Origin of the sequence: Virgibacillus sediminis (assembly GCF_042643265.1) — a bacterium.
GTDB lineage: Bacteria > Bacillota > Bacilli > Bacillales > Amphibacillaceae > Virgibacillus_O > Virgibacillus_O sediminis.
Map to the genome: position 1 here is coordinate 16,707 of NZ_JBHRRZ010000034.1, position 16,885 is coordinate 33,591.

The 16,885-nt window shown below is 43.6% G+C and carries 30 protein-coding genes; all 30 read right to left on the reverse strand.

The annotated features are described in order from the left end of the window. Window positions 1-16: 16 nt before the first annotated feature. A complete protein-coding gene (gene rpsM, locus ACFODW_RS13085; RefSeq protein ID WP_390307166.1) occupies window positions 17-382 on the reverse strand; it encodes a 30S ribosomal protein S13 in 366 nt (121 codons plus the stop codon). 22 nt (window positions 383-404) lie between these two features. Further along, window positions 405-518 carry a 50S ribosomal protein L36 gene (gene rpmJ / locus ACFODW_RS13090; protein WP_080876116.1) on the reverse strand — a complete coding sequence of 38 codons (114 nt, stop codon included), beginning with the start codon at window positions 516-518 and terminating at the stop codon, window positions 405-407. 29 nt (window positions 519-547) lie between these two features. Then, the gene (gene infA / locus ACFODW_RS13095) at window positions 548-766 is read right to left on the reverse strand and encodes a translation initiation factor IF-1 (protein WP_010652072.1); all 219 of its coding nucleotides are present in this window, start codon (window positions 764-766) and stop codon (window positions 548-550) included. Next, window positions 744-1,079 carry a KOW motif-containing protein gene (locus ACFODW_RS13100; protein WP_390307267.1) on the reverse strand — a complete coding sequence of 112 codons (336 nt, stop codon included), beginning with the start codon at window positions 1,077-1,079 and terminating at the stop codon, window positions 744-746. Before ACFODW_RS13100 ends, infA begins: the two co-directional genes overlap by 23 nt. 181 nt (window positions 1,080-1,260) lie before the next feature. Beyond that, window positions 1,261-1,905, reverse strand: coding sequence for an adenylate kinase (locus ACFODW_RS13105; RefSeq protein WP_390307168.1), 645 nt, complete (start codon window positions 1,903-1,905; stop codon window positions 1,261-1,263). Window positions 1,906-1,937: 32 nt separating this feature from the next. Continuing rightward, the gene (gene secY / locus ACFODW_RS13110) at window positions 1,938-3,230 is read right to left on the reverse strand and encodes a preprotein translocase subunit SecY (protein ID WP_390307171.1); all 1,293 of its coding nucleotides are present in this window, start codon (window positions 3,228-3,230) and stop codon (window positions 1,938-1,940) included. Then, entirely contained in the window at window positions 3,230-3,670 is a 441-nt protein-coding gene (gene rplO, locus ACFODW_RS13115; RefSeq protein ID WP_390307173.1) for a 50S ribosomal protein L15, read from the reverse strand. Before rplO ends, secY begins: the two co-directional genes overlap by 1 nt. Window positions 3,671-3,699: 29 nt before the next feature. Next, entirely contained in the window at window positions 3,700-3,882 is a 183-nt protein-coding gene (gene rpmD, locus ACFODW_RS13120) for a 50S ribosomal protein L30 (RefSeq protein ID WP_390307176.1), read from the reverse strand. A 16-nt stretch (window positions 3,883-3,898) separates the two neighbouring features. Next, window positions 3,899-4,402 carry a 30S ribosomal protein S5 gene (rpsE, locus tag ACFODW_RS13125; protein ID WP_390307178.1) on the reverse strand — a complete coding sequence of 168 codons (504 nt, stop codon included), beginning with the start codon at window positions 4,400-4,402 and terminating at the stop codon, window positions 3,899-3,901. 21 nt (window positions 4,403-4,423) lie between these two features. Further along, the gene (gene rplR / locus ACFODW_RS13130; RefSeq protein ID WP_390307180.1) at window positions 4,424-4,786 is read right to left on the reverse strand and encodes a 50S ribosomal protein L18; all 363 of its coding nucleotides are present in this window, start codon (window positions 4,784-4,786) and stop codon (window positions 4,424-4,426) included. A 32-nt stretch (window positions 4,787-4,818) separates the two neighbouring features. After that, window positions 4,819-5,355: a 50S ribosomal protein L6 gene (gene rplF, locus ACFODW_RS13135; RefSeq protein WP_390307182.1), complete on the reverse strand. Its 537-nt coding sequence runs from the start codon at window positions 5,353-5,355 to the stop codon at window positions 4,819-4,821. A gap of 30 nt (window positions 5,356-5,385) precedes the next feature. Then, window positions 5,386-5,784 (reverse strand): 30S ribosomal protein S8, encoded by a 399-nt coding sequence (gene rpsH, locus ACFODW_RS13140; RefSeq protein ID WP_390307185.1) that lies wholly within the window; start codon window positions 5,782-5,784, stop codon window positions 5,386-5,388. Window positions 5,785-5,813: 29 nt separating this feature from the next. Further along, the gene (locus ACFODW_RS13145; protein ID WP_019375521.1) at window positions 5,814-5,999 is read right to left on the reverse strand and encodes a type Z 30S ribosomal protein S14; all 186 of its coding nucleotides are present in this window, start codon (window positions 5,997-5,999) and stop codon (window positions 5,814-5,816) included. 29 nt (window positions 6,000-6,028) lie between these two features. After that, window positions 6,029-6,568, reverse strand: a complete 540-nt coding sequence (gene rplE / locus ACFODW_RS13150) for a 50S ribosomal protein L5 (RefSeq protein WP_390307187.1) — start codon at window positions 6,566-6,568, stop codon at window positions 6,029-6,031. Window positions 6,569-6,594: 26 nt separating this feature from the next. After that, entirely contained in the window at window positions 6,595-6,906 is a 312-nt protein-coding gene (gene rplX / locus ACFODW_RS13155) for a 50S ribosomal protein L24 (RefSeq protein ID WP_390307189.1), read from the reverse strand. 33 nt (window positions 6,907-6,939) lie between these two features. Beyond that, window positions 6,940-7,308: a 50S ribosomal protein L14 gene (rplN, locus tag ACFODW_RS13160; protein ID WP_390307191.1), complete on the reverse strand. Its 369-nt coding sequence runs from the start codon at window positions 7,306-7,308 to the stop codon at window positions 6,940-6,942. A 43-nt stretch (window positions 7,309-7,351) separates the two neighbouring features. Then, complete coding sequence (gene rpsQ, locus ACFODW_RS13165) at window positions 7,352-7,615, reverse strand: 30S ribosomal protein S17 (RefSeq protein WP_090872370.1); 264 nt, start codon at window positions 7,613-7,615, stop codon at window positions 7,352-7,354. Window positions 7,616-7,639: 24 nt separating this feature from the next. Then, window positions 7,640-7,840 (reverse strand): 50S ribosomal protein L29, encoded by a 201-nt coding sequence (gene rpmC / locus ACFODW_RS13170; protein ID WP_390307195.1) that lies wholly within the window; start codon window positions 7,838-7,840, stop codon window positions 7,640-7,642. Further along, window positions 7,830-8,264, reverse strand: coding sequence for a 50S ribosomal protein L16 (gene rplP / locus ACFODW_RS13175; protein WP_390307197.1), 435 nt, complete (start codon window positions 8,262-8,264; stop codon window positions 7,830-7,832). The genes rpmC and rplP overlap by 11 nt, the downstream gene beginning before the upstream one ends. Window positions 8,265-8,283: 19 nt before the next feature. Further along, window positions 8,284-8,925 carry a 30S ribosomal protein S3 gene (rpsC, locus tag ACFODW_RS13180; protein ID WP_390307199.1) on the reverse strand — a complete coding sequence of 214 codons (642 nt, stop codon included), beginning with the start codon at window positions 8,923-8,925 and terminating at the stop codon, window positions 8,284-8,286. Between the two features lie 3 nt (window positions 8,926-8,928). Next, window positions 8,929-9,270, reverse strand: a complete 342-nt coding sequence (gene rplV / locus ACFODW_RS13185; RefSeq protein WP_390307201.1) for a 50S ribosomal protein L22 — start codon at window positions 9,268-9,270, stop codon at window positions 8,929-8,931. Window positions 9,271-9,288: 18 nt separating this feature from the next. After that, window positions 9,289-9,567, reverse strand: coding sequence for a 30S ribosomal protein S19 (rpsS, locus tag ACFODW_RS13190; protein ID WP_390307203.1), 279 nt, complete (start codon window positions 9,565-9,567; stop codon window positions 9,289-9,291). Window positions 9,568-9,624: 57 nt separating this feature from the next. Further along, a complete protein-coding gene (gene rplB / locus ACFODW_RS13195) occupies window positions 9,625-10,455 on the reverse strand; it encodes a 50S ribosomal protein L2 (RefSeq protein ID WP_390307205.1) in 831 nt (276 codons plus the stop codon). A gap of 29 nt (window positions 10,456-10,484) precedes the next feature. After that, on the reverse strand, window positions 10,485-10,772 hold the full coding sequence (rplW, locus tag ACFODW_RS13200) for a 50S ribosomal protein L23 (RefSeq protein ID WP_390307207.1): 288 nt from the start codon (window positions 10,770-10,772) through the stop codon (window positions 10,485-10,487). After that, window positions 10,772-11,395, reverse strand: a complete 624-nt coding sequence (gene rplD / locus ACFODW_RS13205; RefSeq protein WP_390307208.1) for a 50S ribosomal protein L4 — start codon at window positions 11,393-11,395, stop codon at window positions 10,772-10,774. The genes rplW and rplD overlap by 1 nt, the downstream gene beginning before the upstream one ends. A 26-nt stretch (window positions 11,396-11,421) precedes the next feature. Beyond that, window positions 11,422-12,051 carry a 50S ribosomal protein L3 gene (gene rplC / locus ACFODW_RS13210; RefSeq protein WP_390307210.1) on the reverse strand — a complete coding sequence of 210 codons (630 nt, stop codon included), beginning with the start codon at window positions 12,049-12,051 and terminating at the stop codon, window positions 11,422-11,424. Between the two features lie 30 nt (window positions 12,052-12,081). Continuing rightward, on the reverse strand, window positions 12,082-12,390 hold the full coding sequence (gene rpsJ, locus ACFODW_RS13215; RefSeq protein WP_390307212.1) for a 30S ribosomal protein S10: 309 nt from the start codon (window positions 12,388-12,390) through the stop codon (window positions 12,082-12,084). A gap of 563 nt (window positions 12,391-12,953) precedes the next feature. Continuing rightward, window positions 12,954-14,144, reverse strand: coding sequence for an elongation factor Tu (gene tuf, locus ACFODW_RS13220; RefSeq protein ID WP_390307214.1), 1,191 nt, complete (start codon window positions 14,142-14,144; stop codon window positions 12,954-12,956). A 119-nt stretch (window positions 14,145-14,263) separates the two neighbouring features. Continuing rightward, window positions 14,264-16,342 carry an elongation factor G gene (gene fusA, locus ACFODW_RS13225; protein ID WP_390307216.1) on the reverse strand — a complete coding sequence of 693 codons (2,079 nt, stop codon included), beginning with the start codon at window positions 16,340-16,342 and terminating at the stop codon, window positions 14,264-14,266. 42 nt (window positions 16,343-16,384) lie between these two features. Beyond that, entirely contained in the window at window positions 16,385-16,855 is a 471-nt protein-coding gene (gene rpsG, locus ACFODW_RS13230) for a 30S ribosomal protein S7 (protein WP_390307219.1), read from the reverse strand. Window positions 16,856-16,885: the final 30 nt, after the last annotated feature.

Genomic DNA, 16,885 nt, shown 5'->3' on the forward strand with positions numbered 1-16,885 from the left:
GCTAACCTCCTTCACTTTATTTTTTCTTATTAGCCATTGTTTTACGAGGACCTTTACGTGTACGTGAATTGTTTTTGGTCTTCTGCCCACGAACCGGCAGACCGCGGCGGTGACGTACACCTCTGTAAGAGCCGATCTCGATCAAACGCTTGATGTTCAGGGAAGTTTCACGGCGAAGATCACCTTCGACTGTGTACTCATCCATTGCCTTACGGATTCTTGATAGTTCGTCTTCTGTCAAATCACGAACACGAGTATTTTCGGAAACGCCTGCTTCCTTAAGAATTTCCTGTGCAGTAGAAGTCCCTACACCATAAATGTATGTCAAGGAAATAACTATGCGTTTGTCACGAGGAATATCTATACCTGCAATACGTGCCATCGATCAATGCACCTCCTGTTTTTTAGCCTTGTTTTTGCTTGTGTTTAGGGTTGTCGCAAATCACCATTACTTTACCCTTACGTTTAATTACTTTGCATTTCTCGCAAATTGGTTTTACAGATGCTCTTACTTTCATCATCTTTACCTCCTTTTATATCGGAGCTCTTATTTATAACGGTACGTAATTCGTCCTCTTGTTAAATCATACGGAGATAGTTCCACCGTTACTTTATCGCCTGGAAGAATGCGGATGAAATGCATACGGATCTTCCCGGACACATGGGCCAGGACCGTATGTCCGTTTTCAAGCTCTACTTTGAACATCGCATTCGGCAATGTATCCGTTACGGTTCCTTCCACTTCAATTACATCGTCTTTCGCCATCGTGTTGATCTCCCTTCTTCAAATCAGTCACAACCTCATCTGCAAATTTAGCTATGGCATAACGCAGCTTGCCATTTGTGACACGACCAGTTTCCAGAAGGCTGTTTTGGACTTCAGGGGATATATGGCCCGTTAACTCAATATGACTGATATTCTTCTTCTTTGGCCGGTCATATTTACGTTTTTCCCCATCTGCGAGCAGAACATACCGATCATCGACGACTTTTATGATTATCGCGTATTGGCCCGCTTCACGTCCCTGCATAATACGAACAACTTGACCTATTAGCGGAATCGAATCATCTTCGTTCAACACCAATCACCTTCAATTAGGCTTGAATAGCACTTACCTTTTCCAGAAAAGGAGTAAGAACTATAATCATGTGCCACTTAAACTATGAAATCACACGTCAATCATAATTACTACGATACCAATTATATCTTTTCATTGGCAGATTTTCATCTGTACCGTGCCTCAAAATACAGCCAACAGCTTATTTTTCAATGATAGCTTGAATATCCCGGAATACTTCATCAATCTCACGATCTCCGTCTACCGAAACAAGATATCCCTGATCCTGATAAAAGTCCAATAAGGGCTGCGTCTGTTCAATATTCACGGCAAGACGATTTTTAACCGTTTCAGGTTTATCGTCATCACGCTGAATCAATTCAGAACCATCGTTATCACAGATACCTTCCTCTTTTGGAGGGTTGTATTGGATATGATAAGTTGCTCCGCATGTCGGACAAATTCTTCGACCAGTTAAGCGCTCCACTAATTTTTCTTCCGGTACATCCACATGCAGTACATAGTCAATACTGCTTTCCATGTCTTGCATAAGACTCTGCAAGCTTTCCGCTTGGGCAATGGTCCTTGGAAACCCATCAAGCAGGAAACCATTTTTACAGTCTTCTTTGCTTAACCGTTCTCTAACAATCCCAATAGTTACTTCATCAGGTACAAGAGCTCCCTGATCCATATACTCTTTCGCTTTTTTGCCTAAATCTGTACCTTCTTTAATTGCTAAGCGAAACATATCTCCAGTAGAAATATGAGGAATGTTATACTTTTTATTTATTTTCTCTGCCTGTGTGCCTTTTCCGGCCCCAGGAAGACCCATTAAAATCAGGTTCAACGAATTTCCCCTCGCTCTCATTGGCAGCCCGATTACTTAATAAACCCTTTGTAGTGGCGTTTAACCAGCTGACTCTCCAACTGTTTCATGGTGGTCAGGGCAACCCCAACAACAATCAATAAGCTTGTGCCGCCGATTTGTACTGCGGTCGGCAGGTTTGCAATACTGCCCAGTACTATAGGAAGAACAGAAACTGCTGCTAAGAACAGTGAACCTACAAAAGTAAGTCGGTACATGACTCGTGTCAGATATGTCTCCGTGTTTTGTCCGGGACGTATTCCAGGAATATAACCGCCCTGTTTTTGCAGATTTTCCGCCATCTGTTCAGGGTTTACCTGGACAAATGTGTAGAAATAGGTGAAAGCAATAATCAATGCCACATATATCACCATGCCAACAGGCTGTGTATAATCAAAAATATATTGGATGGTAGAGGCTGCCCCACTGCCTTCAAAGAAGCTGGCAATGGTCGTAGGAGCCATAATAAAAGCAATGGCAAAGATTACTGGTATAACACCCGCCGCATTAACTTTAAGCGGTAAATGGGTGGATTGCCCTCCAACTGGAGACCGGTTCACTAGTTTTTTTGCATATTGAATAGGTATTTTACGTAATGCCTCATTCACAAAGACCACACCAACTGTAACAGCAACAACGACCAGTGCGATCAGTGCGACAATCACGATATTGATAAATAACTCATCACCAGGATTTACGAAATACTGGCTGTACAATTGACCGATACCGTTCGGCACTGCAGCAACAATACCTGCAAAAATCAAAATTGAAATTCCGTTTCCAACACCATGCGCTGTAATTTGTTCCCCCAGCCACATTAGAAATGCCGTACCACTGGTCAATACAACGGCTATCAGCAAGAATTTCCCGACGCCGGGATCTTCAATCAACATGCCTCCAGCCATGGCATTGAAGCCGATAGACATTGCAATCGCCTGGATGAAAGCAAGCACAATCGTTGCATAACGGGTGATCTGTGCAATTTTCTTCCGGCCAACTTCTCCTTGTTTTTTCAACTCGGCAAGTTTAGGAACAACATCCATCTGCAATAACTGCATGATAATGGAGGCAGTGATGTATGGCATGATCCCCATGGCAAAAATGGAGAAGTTTTGTAAAGCTCCTCCACCAAAAGTATCAAGAAAACCGAAAACATTTTGCTGGTTCATAAAGTCAATTGCATCTTTATTGGTATATGGTACTGGAATGAAAGTACCTAGCCGAAAAACAATCAACATTAACAAGGTGAAAATTATTTTCTGTCTGATGTCTTTTACGCGCATAAAATTGGAGATCGTACGGAACATTAGATCACCTCAGTTTGACCGCCCGCTGCCTCGATAGCTTCCTTAGCTGAAGCAGAGAACTTATGAGCTTTTACTGTAAGTTTCTTTTCAACAGAACCGTTACCAAGCACCTTGATACCAGCTTTCTGTTTACTAACGACACCTTCTTCAAGTAATAGCTCAGGTGTGACTTCCGTGCCGTCTTCAAAACGATTCAGCGCGTCCAAGTTTACAATAGCAAACTCTTTGCGGTGGATATTAGTGAATCCTCGTTTTGGCAGCCTCTGGAACAATGGCATTTGACCGCCTTCGAAGCCTGGACGAGTACCTCCGCCTGAACGTGCCTTCTGCCCTTTGTGTCCTCTGCCGGAAGTTTTACCATTACCGGATGACATTCCGCGGCCTACACGGTTCCTGTTTTTGCGAGTACCTTCTGACGCCTTCAATTCATGAAGTTTCATGCGAGCACCTCCTCTTACGCTTGATTTTATTAAACTTCTTTTACCGTTACCAGGTGGGATACTTTATCAACCATACCGCGTACAGCTGGAGTATCTTCCAGAACGACTGATTGACGGATTTTTTTAAGACCTAAAGCTTCAACAGTTTTACGCTGTTTATCTTTTCCACCAATAACACTGCGTGTGAGGGTGATTTCTAATTGTTTAGACATAATTCTTCCCTCCTTATTATCCTAACAGTTCTTCGACAGACTTTCCACGTAGTTTCGCTACGTCTTCTGCACGTTTCAGATTTGTCAGTCCGTTTAATGTTGCACGAATCATATTGATTGGTGTATTGGAGCCGAGTGATTTAGTAAGAATGTCGCCGACACCAGCCAATTCAAGAATTGCACGGACAGGTCCGCCGGAGATAACTCCTGTACCTTCCATTGCTGGCTTAAGCAATACATTACCAGAGCCAAAGCGTCCGTGGATTTCATGTGGAATAGTAGTTCCGACAATCGGTACTGTAATCAAGTTCTTCTTCGCATCATCAACTGCTTTTTTGATTGCTTCAGGTACTTCTTGTGCTTTACCTGTACCAAAACCTACATGGCCATTTTTATCACCGACAACCACTAAAGCTGCAAAGCGGAAGCGACGTCCACCCTTAACTACTTTTGCAACACGGTTGACCGTAACAACACGTTCTTCAAGATCTAATTTGTTCGGATCGATGTTTGTACTCATCTAATGGTTCCCTCCTTTATCTTAAAATTCCAGTCCTGCCTCGCGAGCAGCATCTGCCAATGCTTTCACACGTCCATGATAAAGGTAGCCTCCGCGATCGAATACAACTGATTTATAACCTTTATCCTTGGCACGTTTAGCAATCAATTCTCCTACCTGTGCAGCAGAATCGACATTACCGGTTGCTTCCACGTTCAATTCGTTATCGTTGGTAGAAGCACTCGCTACTGTAACACCATTGTTATCGTCGATTAGCTGTGCATAGATGTGTTTATTTGAACGGTACACGTTCAAACGAGGGCGTTCTGCAGTGCCGAAAAGATTTTTTCGTACACGCTGATGCCTTCTTTTACGTGTAATATTTTTGTCAGGTTTTGTGATCATCTAGCTCACTCCTTTCTGCTCCCTAACTCACTTTACTTAGCAGTCTTACCTTCTTTACGACGTACATATTCGTCTTGGTATCTGATACCTTTACCTTTGTAAGGCTCTGGCGGGCGGATTGCTCTGATATTAGAAGCAACAGCTCCAACAAGCTCTTTGTCGATACCCTTTACTACGATCTGTGTATTTTTAGGAACTTCGATTTCAATACCTTCAATCGGATCCAATTCAACAGGATGTGAGTAACCGGCATTGATCACTGTTTTATTACCTTGCTTCTGAGCACGGTAACCGACACCGATGATTTCCAGGGATTTTTCAAAACCTTTGTGTACGCCCACTACCATGTTGTTGATCAAGCTGCGGGTAGTACCGTGCAATGCACGATGCTCTTTATGGTCGCTTGGACGCTCAAGTGTAATGATGTTATCTTCAATATTTACTTTAATATCTCCATGCAAATCTCTTGATAATTCCCCTTTTGGCCCTTTTACAGTAACCTTAGTTCCGTCTAACTGAACTTCGACGCCTTCAGGGATTTCAATTGGTTTAAGTCCTATACGAGACATTCCATGCACCTCCTCATCTAAAAAAGTTAATTACCAAACATATGCCAGCACTTCGCCGCCAACAGCTTGAGAGCGCGCTTCTTTATCGGAAAGCACTCCGTTAGATGTTGAGACGATGGCAATTCCTAAACCGTTAAGTACGCGGGGTACTTCAGTTGCTTTAGCATAAACACGAAGCCCAGGCTTGCTGATGCGTTTAATGCCAGTGATAACACGTTCGTCACTAGAGCCGTACTTAAGGAAAATACGCAGAACACCTTGCTTGTTGTCCTCAACATATTCAAAATCGGAGATGAAACCTTCACGTTTAAGGATATCAGCGATTTCTTGTTTCATTTTTGAAGCAGGAAGCTCCAATTTTTCATGACGTACCATGTTAGCATTACGAATACGAGTCAGCATATCTGCGATTGGATCTGTCATAACCATTACTCATTACCTCCTTCCCGAATCGGGGTTTACCAGCTTGCTTTTTTGACACCAGGAATTTGACCTTTATAGGCAAGTTCACGGAAACAAATACGGCATAATTTAAATTTACGGATTACAGAATGTGGACGGCCACAGCGCTCACAGCGTGTATATTCACGTACTTGATATTTTTGTGGGCGCTTTTGCTTCGCAATCATTGATTTCTTTGCCACAATTTTCCCTCCTTCTATTAGCTCTTAGCTTACTTTTGGAAAGGCATGCCTAGCTGAGCCAAAAGTTCACGTGCCTCTTCATCAGTATTGGAGCTTGTTACAATAACAATATCCATACCGCGCACTTTACTTACTTTATCGTAGTTAATTTCCGGGAAAATCAATTGCTCTTTAACACCTAGAGTGTAGTTACCGCGACCATCAAAAGCCTTTTTAGAGATACCGCGGAAGTCACGCACACGTGGCAGTGAAACGGCAACAAGCTTTTGAAGGAATTCGTACATACGCTCACCACGAAGTGTTACTTTCGCGCCGATTGGCATACCCTCACGAAGGCGGAACCCTGCGATGGATTTCTTAGCACGAGTAACCATAGGCTTTTGACCAGAAATTAATGCAAGCTCTTCTACGGCATCATCCAATGCTTTTGAATTTTGTACTGCGTCGCCAACACCCATGTTGATAACAATTTTCTCAATGGCTGGCACTTGCATAACAGAATCATAGTTGAATTTGTTCATTAAAGATGGTGTGATTTCATCTTGGTATTTTTGTTTAAGTTCATTCATCATGTCGCCCTCCTTTCGTCGCTAAATTATTTATCTATTGCTTCACCGGATTTTTTAGCGATACGGACTTTCTTTCCATCACGTACTTCGTATCCAACACGAGTTGGCTCACCGGATTTTGGATCTATTGGCATTACGTTAGAAACATGGATTGGACCTTCGATGTCGAGGATTCCACCCTGCGGATTATCCTGGGAAGGCTTCGCGTGCTTCTTGATCATGTTTACACCTTCTACAAGAACACGTTCCTTCTTAGGATAAGCTTCTAAGATAACGCCCTCTTTACCACGGTCTTTGCCGGATAAAACTTTGACTTTATCACCTTTTTTAACATGCATGCTTGACGCACCTCCTTGACAGGTTTCTATCGCTTATAAAACTTCTGGAGCTAGAGATACGATTTTCATGAACTTTGCATCGCGCAATTCACGTGCGACCGGCCCAAAGATACGAGTACCTCTTGGACTTTTGTCATCACGGACAATTACCGCTGCATTTTCATCAAAACGAATGTATGACCCGTCTTTACGGCGTGCACCAGATTTAGAACGTACAATAACTGCTTTGACGACATCGCCTTTTTTGACAACGCCTCCTGGTGTTGCTTGTTTCACCGTGCAAACAATGACATCACCAATATTAGCGGTTTTACGTCCGGATCCGCCTAATACTTTAATGGCCAATACTTCACGAGCACCAGAGTTATCTGCAACTTTCAATCGAGTTTCCTGTTGAATCATAACACTGTTACCTCCCTTCGGATACCTTCCGAGCGAACTTTAATTATATGATTACCGCTTCTTCAACGACTTCTACCAGGCGGAAGCGCTTGGTTGCTGACAGCGGGCGAGTTTCCATGATGCGAACAACGTCACCGGTCTTAGCCTGGTTGTTTTCATCATGTGCTTTGAATTTCTTTGAGTACTTAACACGTTTTCCGTATAGCTTATGAAACTTGTAAGTTTCAACTAATACAGTAATTGTTTTATCCATTTTGTCAGATACAACACGACCTGTATATACTTTACGATCATTACGTTCAGTCATATGAGGCTAGCCTCCTCTCTAAGATCAGTTATTTACACTTAGTTCACGTTGACGGACAACGGTTTTCATGCGGGCAATGTTCTTTCTTACTTCACGGATGCGTGCAGTGTTTTCCAATTGGCCGGTTGCAAGCTGAAAGCGTAAATTAAAAAGCTCTTCTTTTAAAGATTTTACTTTTTGTTCAATTTCGGCAGTGGTTAGTTCTCTGATTTCATTAGCCTTCATTGATTTCACCACCAATTTCTTCACGTTTTACAAATTTAGTTTTAATCGGCAGCTTATGTGAGGCCAGACGTAACGCTTCCCGCGCAACTTCCTCAGGCACACCTGCGATTTCAAACATAATTTTTCCTGGTTTTACTACTGCTACCCAGCCTTCTGGAGCACCTTTACCGGAACCCATGCGGACTTCGAGGGGTTTAGCAGTATATGGCTTATCTGGAAAGATTTTGATCCAAACTTTACCGCCACGCTTCATGTAACGAGTCATTGCGATACGGGCAGCCTCGATTTGACGGCTTGTGATCCAAGAAGCTTCTGTAGCTTGAAGACCGTATTCCCCAAATGCTACTGTTCTGCCACCTTTAGCTTGGCCTCTCATTTTCCCACGATGTTGTCTACGATATTTAACACGTTTAGGCATTAACATAATGCATCTGCCCCCTTCCTTATTTGTTTGGTTTAGTTGGAAGGACTTCCCCACGATAGATCCACACTTTGACACCTAACTTACCATAAGTTGTGTCTGCTTCTGCAGTGCCATAGTCAATGTCGGCACGCAAAGTGTGAAGTGGTACAGTTCCTTCACTGTAATGTTCTGCACGAGCAATGTCAGCTCCGCCAAGACGTCCGGAAACCTGTGTTTTGATTCCTTTCGCTCCACCACGCATTGCACGCTGGATGGATTGCTTCTGGGCACGACGGAAAGAAATTCGGTTTTCCAGCTGACGAGCGATATTTTCAGCAACAAGTGTTGCGTCAAGATCAACTTTTTTGATTTCAACAATATTAATATGAACACGTTTGCCAGTAAGGCTGTTCAGCGCTTTTCGAAGTGCTTCCACTTCTGAACCACCTTTACCGATTACCATACCTGGCTTACCAGTATGAATGGTGATATTCACGCGATTTGCTGCACGTTCAATATCGATGGAAGAAACAGCAGCTGTACGCAAACGGTTTTCAAGATATTCTCTGATTTTAATATCTTCATGCAGCAAGTCTGCATAGTCTTTGCCGGCATACCATTTTGACTCCCAGTCTTTGATGATGCCAACACGAAGACCCGTTGGATTTACTTTTTGACCCACTGACTATCCCTCCTTCTTTTCTGTCACAACCACTGTGATATGGCTTGTGCGTTTATTAATTCTGCTTGCACGTCCTTGAGCACGTGGACGGAAACGTTTCAATGTAGCACCTTCATTAACAAATGCTTCAGAAATGACCAGGCTATCTGGATCCATTTCATAATTGTGTTCTGCATTAGCGATAGCGGAGTTTAATACCTTTTCCACGACCGGGGATGCTCCGCGTCTTGTATGGCGCAGGATTGCTACAGCTTCACCAACATTTTTTCCTCGAATTAGATCGACAACTAGACGTACTTTACGAGGAGCAATACGAACTGACTTCGCAACGGCTTTAGCTTGCATGTTGAATGCCTCCTCTCATTAGCGTTTTGTTTTCTTGTCATCGCCAGCGTGTCCTTTAAACGTACGGCTTGGCGCGAATTCACCTAATTTATGTCCGACCATGTCTTCTGTAATATAGACGGGTACGTGTTTACGTCCATCATAAACTGCGATTGTATGACCAACGAAATTAGGGAAAATAGTTGAACGGCGGGACCAAGTCTTAATAACTTGCTTCTTATCCGTTTCATTCAAGTTCTCGACTTTTTTCATTAGATGGTCATCTACAAAAGGTCCTTTTTTTAAGCTACGACCCATGGATAAACCTCCTTCCGCAATTGAGAGACGGGTGTGTTTCCCCGTCCAAAACTTAATTTATTTTTTTCGCTTACGAACGATATACTTATCAGATGGTTTGTTTCGTTGACGCGTTTTGTAACCAAGTGTAGGTTTGCCCCAAGGTGACATTGGTGATTTACGTCCGATAGGAGCGCGACCTTCACCACCACCATGCGGGTGATCGTTAGGGTTCATTACAGAACCACGAACTGTTGGGCGGATACCTTTCCAGCGGGAACGTCCTGCTTTACCTACACGGACAAGTTCATGTTCCAGATTTCCGACTTGGCCGATTGTTGCACGGCAAGTGGAAAGTACCAGGCGGACTTCTCCTGAAGCCAAACGTACGAGTGTGTACTTGTCTTCGCGCCCTAGGACCTGAGCTTCGGCACCGGCGGAACGGGCCAGCTGGCCTCCACGTCCTGGTTTTAGTTCAATGTTATGAATGATAGTACCTACAGGGATGTTTGCCAATGGCAATGCGTTCCCCATTTTAATGTCTGCTTCTTCTCCAGAAACAATTTCTTGCCCTACCTTCAGCCCTTTCGGAGCTAAGATGTAGCGTTTTTCACCGTCAGCATAGTTGATCAATGCAATGTTTGCGGAACGGTTTGGATCATACTCAACAGTAGCAACGCGTCCTGGTATACCATCTTTATCGCGTTTGAAGTCGATAATACGGTATTGACGCTTATGGCCGCCACCTTGATGACGAACAGTCAATTTCCCTTGGTTGTTACGACCGCCACGTTTGTGGAGTGGGCTCAACAGGGATCTTTCCGGCTTGTCAGTAGTGATTTCCGCGAAATCAGATGTTGACATATTACGTCTGCCGTTTGATGTTGGTTTAAACTTCTTAATCGCCATCTTGTTTTCCCTCCTTCACTTATTTTTGATTAAGCTTCAAAGAATTCCAGTTCTTTACTGTCTTCAGTAAGCTGTACAATTGCTTTTTTGCGGTCTGGGCGGTAACCACCGTAACGTCCCATACGCTTGAATTTACCTTTAACATTCAATGTGTTGACTTTTTCAACTTTCACACCAAAAATTAATTCAACAGCATCTTTGATCTCTGTTTTATTGGCTTTTGGATATACTTCAAATGTGTACTTTTTCGCTGCCATCAAATCAGCGGAATGCTCAGTGATGACAGGGCGCTTAATAATATCACGTGGGTCTTTCATTATGCAAGCACCTCCCCTGCTTTTTCAGCTGCATCCTTTGTGACGATCAGCTTGTCATGCGTAAGCAAGTCAAGTACATTGATTTCTTCTACGGTCAGTACTTTTACTGATTGAAGGTTGTTTGCTGAGCGGATTACTGTTTCTTCTTTGTCAGCAGTAACGATCAGTGCTTTTGTGTCCACTTTAAGGGCATCCAGCATCTTAACAACTTCTTTTGTTTTAGGTGCATCAATTGCAATGTTATCCAGTACTACAAGATTATCTTCTTGTACTTTGGAAGACAAAGCAGATTTAAGCGCCAAACGACGTACCTTCTTAGGAAGTTTATAACTATAGCTGCGTGGTGTAGGACCGAATACTGTTCCGCCGCCTACCCATTGTGGAGAGCGAATGGAACCTTGACGTGCACGGCCAGTCCCTTTCTGACGCCATGGCTTACGACCACCACCGCGAACCTCCGAGCGATTTTTCACTGCATGAGTACCTTGTCTTAAGGAAGCACGCTGCATTACTACAGCTTCATGTAAAACATGTGTGTTTGGTTCGATGCCGAATACAGAATCATTCAACTCCACATCTCCAGCTTGTGAACCATCTTGTTTAAAAAGTGCTACTTTAGGCATGACATATCCTCCCTTCGTTTATATGATTAGTTAGCCTTGTTTGCACTCGTGATTTTCACGAATGATTTTTTAGCACCAGGAACATTTCCTTTAATCAAAAGCAGATTCTTTTCAGTATCTACATTCACGATCTCAAGGTTTTGGATAGTAACCTGATTGCCACCCATCTGTCCAGGGAGTGGTCTACCTTTAAATACTCTCATTGGGTCAACCGCACCTAATGAACCTGGGCTTCTGTGATAATGGGAACCGTGGGACATTGGCCCGCGCTGTTGGTTATGACGCTTGATAGAGCCTTGGAAACCTTTCCCTTTAGTAGTTCCTGTTACATCAATTCTATCTCCAGCCTCGAATACGCCTACTCCGACTTCTTGGCCGACTTCATACGCATCAACGTCTGCGTCACGGATTTCACGAACGTAGCGCTTAGGGCTAGTGCTCGCTTTTTCAGCATGACCTTTAGCCGCTTTGTTTGCGCGAGATTCCTTGACATCAGCAAAGCCTAATTGCAGAGCTTTGTAACCATCATTCTCTTCTGTTCTCTTCTGTAAAACTACGTTTGGCTCAGCCTGGATAACTGTTACAGGGATTAATTCACCAGTTTCAGAAAATAGCTGAGTCATGCCGATTTTACGACCTAAGATTCCTTTCGTCATCCGTTACACCTCCTATAGTTAACATTAAATTTATAGTTTGATTTCAATATCCACACCGGATGGCAGGTCAAGACGCATAAGCGAATCAACTGTCTGCGGAGTTGGATTAACAATATCGATCAAGCGCTTATGTGTACGCATTTCGAATTGCTCACGAGAATCCTTGTACTTGTGCACCGCACGCAATACTGTGTAGACTGACTTCTCAGTTGGGAGTGGGATTGGTCCAGACACCTTAGATCCCGCTCTTTTTGCAGTGTCTACGATTTTTTCAGCAGATTGATCCAACACTTGGTGATCATATGCTTTCAAACGAATTCTGATTTTCTCTTTTGCCATTATTTTCCCTCCTTTTTCGCCCATATTATTACAGACATACTCCACGGAAATTCCTTAGCAGACCCGCCATGGCAAAGGGGCCGGGTGTGCCAACAACCTTCCGTTTCATCGCCCTAAATGACCAACATTCATATTATATAAGAAATCGCTGGTCAGTGCAACCTTTATATACATAAAAATATCTAATCGCACATCAATGTATTATACAGACTTCGAGCAGCCATTTCAAGGGCCTCAGTTATTTTTTTACTCTTTATCCTTGGTAGATTCTCTCAATACAGCAATTCTTTGAAAGACATGTTTATAGAAGGAAGCTGTTCAGCTAGGAAAGTACAGTGTAAAGCTATAGAAGACAATATTCCAGCGTTTGCAATTAAAAGGGGAGACTCAGCACTCCACTGTCCAGGAATGAACCAGATACTGAAACGGTACAGAAATTCCCAAAAGGATAGAATGTGAGGAAGTATTTCTCTTTTTGCTAAAATCTATAAACATAGGACTAGATTGTTTTCATAAAAAAGCGGACAGCAACTTGTGCTGTCCGCTCTATACGTAGGATTCAATTATTCTTGGATCTCGTTAACAACGCCGGATCCTACAGTACGTCCACCTTCACGGATGGAGAAACGAGTACCGTCTTCAATAGCGATTGGGGAAATGAGTTCAACTTGCATTTCCACGTTATCACCAGGCATAACCATTTCTACGCCTTCTGGAAGTTCAATAACTCCAGTCACGTCAGTTGTACGGAAGTAGAACTGAGGGCGATAGTTGGCGAAGAATGGAGTGTGACGTCCACCTTCTTCTTTGGAAAGAACGTATACTTCTGCTTTAAACTTTGTGTGTGGAGTGATAGAACCAGGCTTGGCCAGAACTTGACCACGGTTGATATCTTCACGAGCCACACCACGAAGAAGTGCACCAATGTTGTCACCAGCTTCTGCATAGTCAAGAAGCTTACGGAACATCTCAACACCAGTTACAGTAGTTTTGGAAGAGTCTTCGGCAAGACCGATAATTTCTACTTCGTCCCCTACTTTAACTTCTCCACGCTCAACACGGCCAGTTGCAACGGTACCACGTCCAGTGATGGAGAATACGTCTTCAACAGGCATCATGAATGGCTTATCTTTGTCACGGTCTGGAGTTGGGATATACTCATCAACTGCAGCCATCAGCTCAACGATTTTTTCTTCATACTCTGCATCACCTTCAAGTGCTTTCAGTGCAGAGCCTTTAACTACTGGCACATCGTCACCAGGGAAGTCATATTCAGTGAGAAGATCGCGAACTTCCATTTCTACCAATTCTAATAGTTCTTCATCGTCTACCATGTCCGTTTTGTTAAGGAATACTACGATAGAAGGTACACCAACGTTACGGGACAGCAGGATGTGCTCACGAGTTTGTGGCATTGGACCATCAGCAGCAGATACAACAAGGATAGCTCCGTCCATCTGTGCAGCACCAGTGATCATGTTTTTAACATAGTCAGCGTGACCTGGGCAGTCAACGTGTGCATAGTGGCGAGAATCAGTTTCGTATTCTACGTGAGATGTAGCAATGGTAATTCCACGCTCTTTTTCTTCCGGAGCTCCGTCGATTTGGTCATACGCCATTGCAGAACCTTTACCGGATTTCTTATGCATTACAGAAGTAATTGCAGCAGTCAGAGTAGTTTTACCATGGTCAACGTGTCCAATTGTTCCAATGTTGACGTGACTTTTAGAGCGATCGAATTTTTCTTTAGCCATTTATAGTTCCTCCTTTAATTAAATGAAAGTTGTTAGCATTTATAGTCAGCCAAGAAAATATACTGGTCATAATCTCAGCCTTTACTAAAAGTTATACTTTAGATTGAAGAAAAAATCAATTATTCACCAGCGTTTTTCTTGATAATTTCTTCAGCAATGCTTTTCGGCACTTCTTCGTAGTGGTCGAATGTCATGGTGTAAGTTCCACGGCCTTGCGTATTGGAACGCAATGCGGTAGCATAACCGAACATTTCGGAAAGAGGCACGAATGCATTAACAAGCTGCTGCTGCCCACGGGAATCCATACCTTCTACACGTCCACGACGGGAAGTTACGTCACCCATGATATCACCCATATACTCTTCAGGGATAACAATTTCAACTTTAACAACCGGCTCAAGGATTACTGGCTGAGTCTTAGCTTTAGCAGCTTTAAGCGCCATGGAACCAGCAACCTTAAATGCCATCTCGTTGGAGTCGACATCATGATAGCTTCCATCATATAGAGTCGCTTTGAAGTCGATCAGCGGGTAACCTGCAAGAATACCATTCTCGGCAGATTCTTTGATACCTGCTTCAACTGACGGGATGTACTCACGAGGGATAACACCACCGACAATTTTGTTTTCAAATTCAAAGCCGGCGCCTTCTTCGTTTGGCTCAAACTTAACCCAAACATGACCATACTGTCCACGACCACCGGACTGACGTACAAATTTACCTTCGACTTCAGCGGAAGCGCGGATGGTTTCACGATAGGCAACCATTGGAGCACCCACGTTAGCTTCAACTTTGAATTCACGTTTCAGACGATCTACGATGATGTCAAGGTGGAGTTCACCCATACCGGAGATGATTGTCTGTCCTGTTTCCACATCTGTTTCAGTTCTGAAAGTCGGATCCTCTTCTGCTAGCTTACCAAGTGCAATAGCCATTTTATCCTGGTCGGCTTTTGTCTTAGGCTCAATAGCAACGGAGATAACCGGTTCAGGGAATTCCATGGACTCAAGAACAACCAGGTCTTTTTCATGACAAAGTGTGTCACCTGTTGAAGTATCCTTCAAACCTACTGCAGCAGCGATTTCACCACTGTAGACAGTAGAGATCTCTTCACGGGAGTTTGCGTGCATTTGCAGAATACGTCCTACACGCTCACGCTTATCCTTTACAGAGTTCTTGACATATGAACCTGAATCCAATGTGCCGGAATAAACGCGGAAGAAGGTTAGCTTACCAACATATGGGTCAGTCATAACCTTGAATGCGAGCGCTGAGAAAGGTGCATCATCAGATGATGGGCGAGTAACTTTCTCCTCACTTCCAGGTACAACACCTTCGATCGGTGGTACATCTGTTGGTGCCGGTAGGTAGTCAAGGACACCATCCAACACTAGCTGTACACCTTTGTTTTTGAAGGCAGAACCGCAGAATACAGGGTAGAATTCCACGTTCAGTGTAGCTTGGCGAATTGCTTTCTTCAATTCTTCGTTGGAGACTTCCTCTCCTTCGAGGAACTTCATCATCAAGTCTTCATCAAGCTCAGAAACTGCTTCTACAAGACTTGCACGGAGTTCTTCCGCCTTATCCTTGTATTCAGCAGGAATTTCACGAGCCTCCGCACGTGTTCCAAGGTCATCTTCATAGAAGTAGGCTTCCATGTTTATAAGGTCGATGATACCCTCGAACTCGTCTTCAGCCCCGATTGGAAGTTGTACTGGGTGAGCATTTGCTCCCAGGCGGTCATTCAGTGTTCCGGTAGAATACTCGAAATCCGCACCTACTTTATCCATCTTATTGATGAACACAATACGAGGTACACCATAAGTAGTAGCCTGGCGCCAAACTGTTTCTGTCTGCGGCTCAACACCTGATTGAGCATCAAGTACAGTTACCGCACCATCCAACACCCTCAGGGAACGCTCAACTTCAACAGTGAAGTCTACGTGTCCAGGTGTATCAATGATGTTGATTCGATGGCCTTTCCATTGAGCGGTAGTAGCAGCGGAAGTAATTGTAATACCGCGCTCCTGCTCCTGCTCCATCCAGTCCATCTGTGAAGCACCCTCGTGGGTTTCACCGATTTTGTGAATACGTCCTGTGTAGAAAAGAATACGCTCGGTAGTAGTGGTCTTACCTGCATCAATGTGCGCCATAATACCAATATTACGCGTCTTTTCCAAGGAGAACTCTCTAGCCATGTATTCTTCTCCCTTCTCTTGAAAGCTTTATATTTGGTATAATTACCAGCGGTAGTGAGCGAATGCTTTATTGGCTTCAGCCATTTTATGCATTTCTTCACGTTTCTTCACTGCTGCTCCAGTGTTATTGGAAGCATCCAGGATTTCGTTTGCAAGACGTTCTTCCATTGTTTTTTCTCCGCGTAGACGGGAGTAATTAACAATGTAACGAAGACCTAAAGCCTGACGGCGTTCAGGGCGAACCTCCATTGGCACCTGGTAGTTGGAACCACCGACACGGCGGGCTCTAACTTCAAGCACTGGCATAACGTTTTTCATCGCCTGTTCAAATACTTCCATTGCATTTTGACCGCTTCTTTCAGCTACAAGTTCGAATGCATTATAAAGAATTTTTTGGGCTTTACCGCGTTTACCATCAATCATGATTTGGTTGATCAAACGAGTTACTAATTTTGATTTATAAAGTGGATCCGGCAAGACATCGCGTTTAGGTACTGGTCCTTTACGTGGCATATGTCCCCCTCCTTTCCTTGTTGTATTCGT

What these genes read in the sequence shown, in the direction of transcription:
- rpsM (WP_390307166.1), bottom strand. Translation starts at nt 382, where the DNA reads ATGGCACGTATTGCAGGTATAGATATTCCTCGTGACAAACGCATAGTT.
- rpmJ (WP_080876116.1), bottom strand. Translation starts at nt 518, where the DNA reads ATGAAAGTAAGAGCATCTGTAAAACCAATTTGCGAGAAATGCAAAGTA.
- infA (WP_010652072.1), bottom strand. Translation starts at nt 766, where the DNA reads ATGGCGAAAGACGATGTAATTGAAGTGGAAGGAACCGTAACGGATACA.
- secY (WP_390307171.1), bottom strand. Translation starts at nt 3,230, where the DNA reads ATGTTCCGTACGATCTCCAATTTTATGCGCGTAAAAGACATCAGACAG.
- rplO (WP_390307173.1), bottom strand. Translation starts at nt 3,670, where the DNA reads ATGAAACTTCATGAATTGAAGGCGTCAGAAGGTACTCGCAAAAACAGG.
- rpmD (WP_390307176.1), bottom strand. Translation starts at nt 3,882, where the DNA reads ATGTCTAAACAATTAGAAATCACCCTCACACGCAGTGTTATTGGTGGA.
- rpsE (WP_390307178.1), bottom strand. Translation starts at nt 4,402, where the DNA reads ATGAGTACAAACATCGATCCGAACAAATTAGATCTTGAAGAACGTGTT.
- rplR (WP_390307180.1), bottom strand. Translation starts at nt 4,786, where the DNA reads ATGATCACAAAACCTGACAAAAATATTACACGTAAAAGAAGGCATCAG.
- rplF (WP_390307182.1), bottom strand. Translation starts at nt 5,355, where the DNA reads ATGTCTCGTATAGGACTTAAACCAATTGAAATCCCTGAAGGCGTCGAA.
- rpsH (WP_390307185.1), bottom strand. Translation starts at nt 5,784, where the DNA reads ATGGTTATGACAGATCCAATCGCAGATATGCTGACTCGTATTCGTAAT.
- rplE (WP_390307187.1), bottom strand. Translation starts at nt 6,568, where the DNA reads ATGAATGAACTTAAACAAAAATACCAAGATGAAATCACACCATCTTTA.
- rplX (WP_390307189.1), bottom strand. Translation starts at nt 6,906, where the DNA reads ATGCATGTTAAAAAAGGTGATAAAGTCAAAGTTTTATCCGGCAAAGAC.
- rplN (WP_390307191.1), bottom strand. Translation starts at nt 7,308, where the DNA reads ATGATTCAACAGGAAACTCGATTGAAAGTTGCAGATAACTCTGGTGCT.
- rpsQ (WP_090872370.1), bottom strand. Translation starts at nt 7,615, where the DNA reads ATGACTGAACGTAATGATCGTAAAGTATATACAGGTCGTGTTGTATCT.
- rpmC (WP_390307195.1), bottom strand. Translation starts at nt 7,840, where the DNA reads ATGAAGGCTAATGAAATCAGAGAACTAACCACTGCCGAAATTGAACAA.
- rplP (WP_390307197.1), bottom strand. Translation starts at nt 8,264, where the DNA reads ATGTTAATGCCTAAACGTGTTAAATATCGTAGACAACATCGTGGGAAA.
- rplV (WP_390307201.1), bottom strand. Translation starts at nt 9,270, where the DNA reads ATGCAAGCTAAAGCCGTTGCGAAGTCAGTTCGTATTGCTCCTCGTAAA.
- rpsS (WP_390307203.1), bottom strand. Translation starts at nt 9,567, where the DNA reads ATGGGTCGTAGCTTAAAAAAAGGACCTTTTGTAGATGACCATCTAATG.
- rplB (WP_390307205.1), bottom strand. Translation starts at nt 10,455, where the DNA reads ATGGCGATTAAGAAGTTTAAACCAACATCAAACGGCAGACGTAATATG.
- rplW (WP_390307207.1), bottom strand. Translation starts at nt 10,772, where the DNA reads ATGAAAGACCCACGTGATATTATTAAGCGCCCTGTCATCACTGAGCAT.
- rplD (WP_390307208.1), bottom strand. Translation starts at nt 11,395, where the DNA reads ATGCCTAAAGTAGCACTTTTTAAACAAGATGGTTCACAAGCTGGAGAT.
- rplC (WP_390307210.1), bottom strand. Translation starts at nt 12,051, where the DNA reads ATGACGAAAGGAATCTTAGGTCGTAAAATCGGCATGACTCAGCTATTT.
- rpsJ (WP_390307212.1), bottom strand. Translation starts at nt 12,390, where the DNA reads ATGGCAAAAGAGAAAATCAGAATTCGTTTGAAAGCATATGATCACCAA.
- tuf (WP_390307214.1), bottom strand. Translation starts at nt 14,144, where the DNA reads ATGGCTAAAGAAAAATTCGATCGCTCTAAAAGTCACGTCAACATTGGA.
- fusA (WP_390307216.1), bottom strand. Translation starts at nt 16,342, where the DNA reads ATGGCTAGAGAGTTCTCCTTGGAAAAGACGCGTAATATTGGTATTATG.
- rpsG (WP_390307219.1), bottom strand. Translation starts at nt 16,855, where the DNA reads ATGCCACGTAAAGGACCAGTACCTAAACGCGATGTCTTGCCGGATCCA.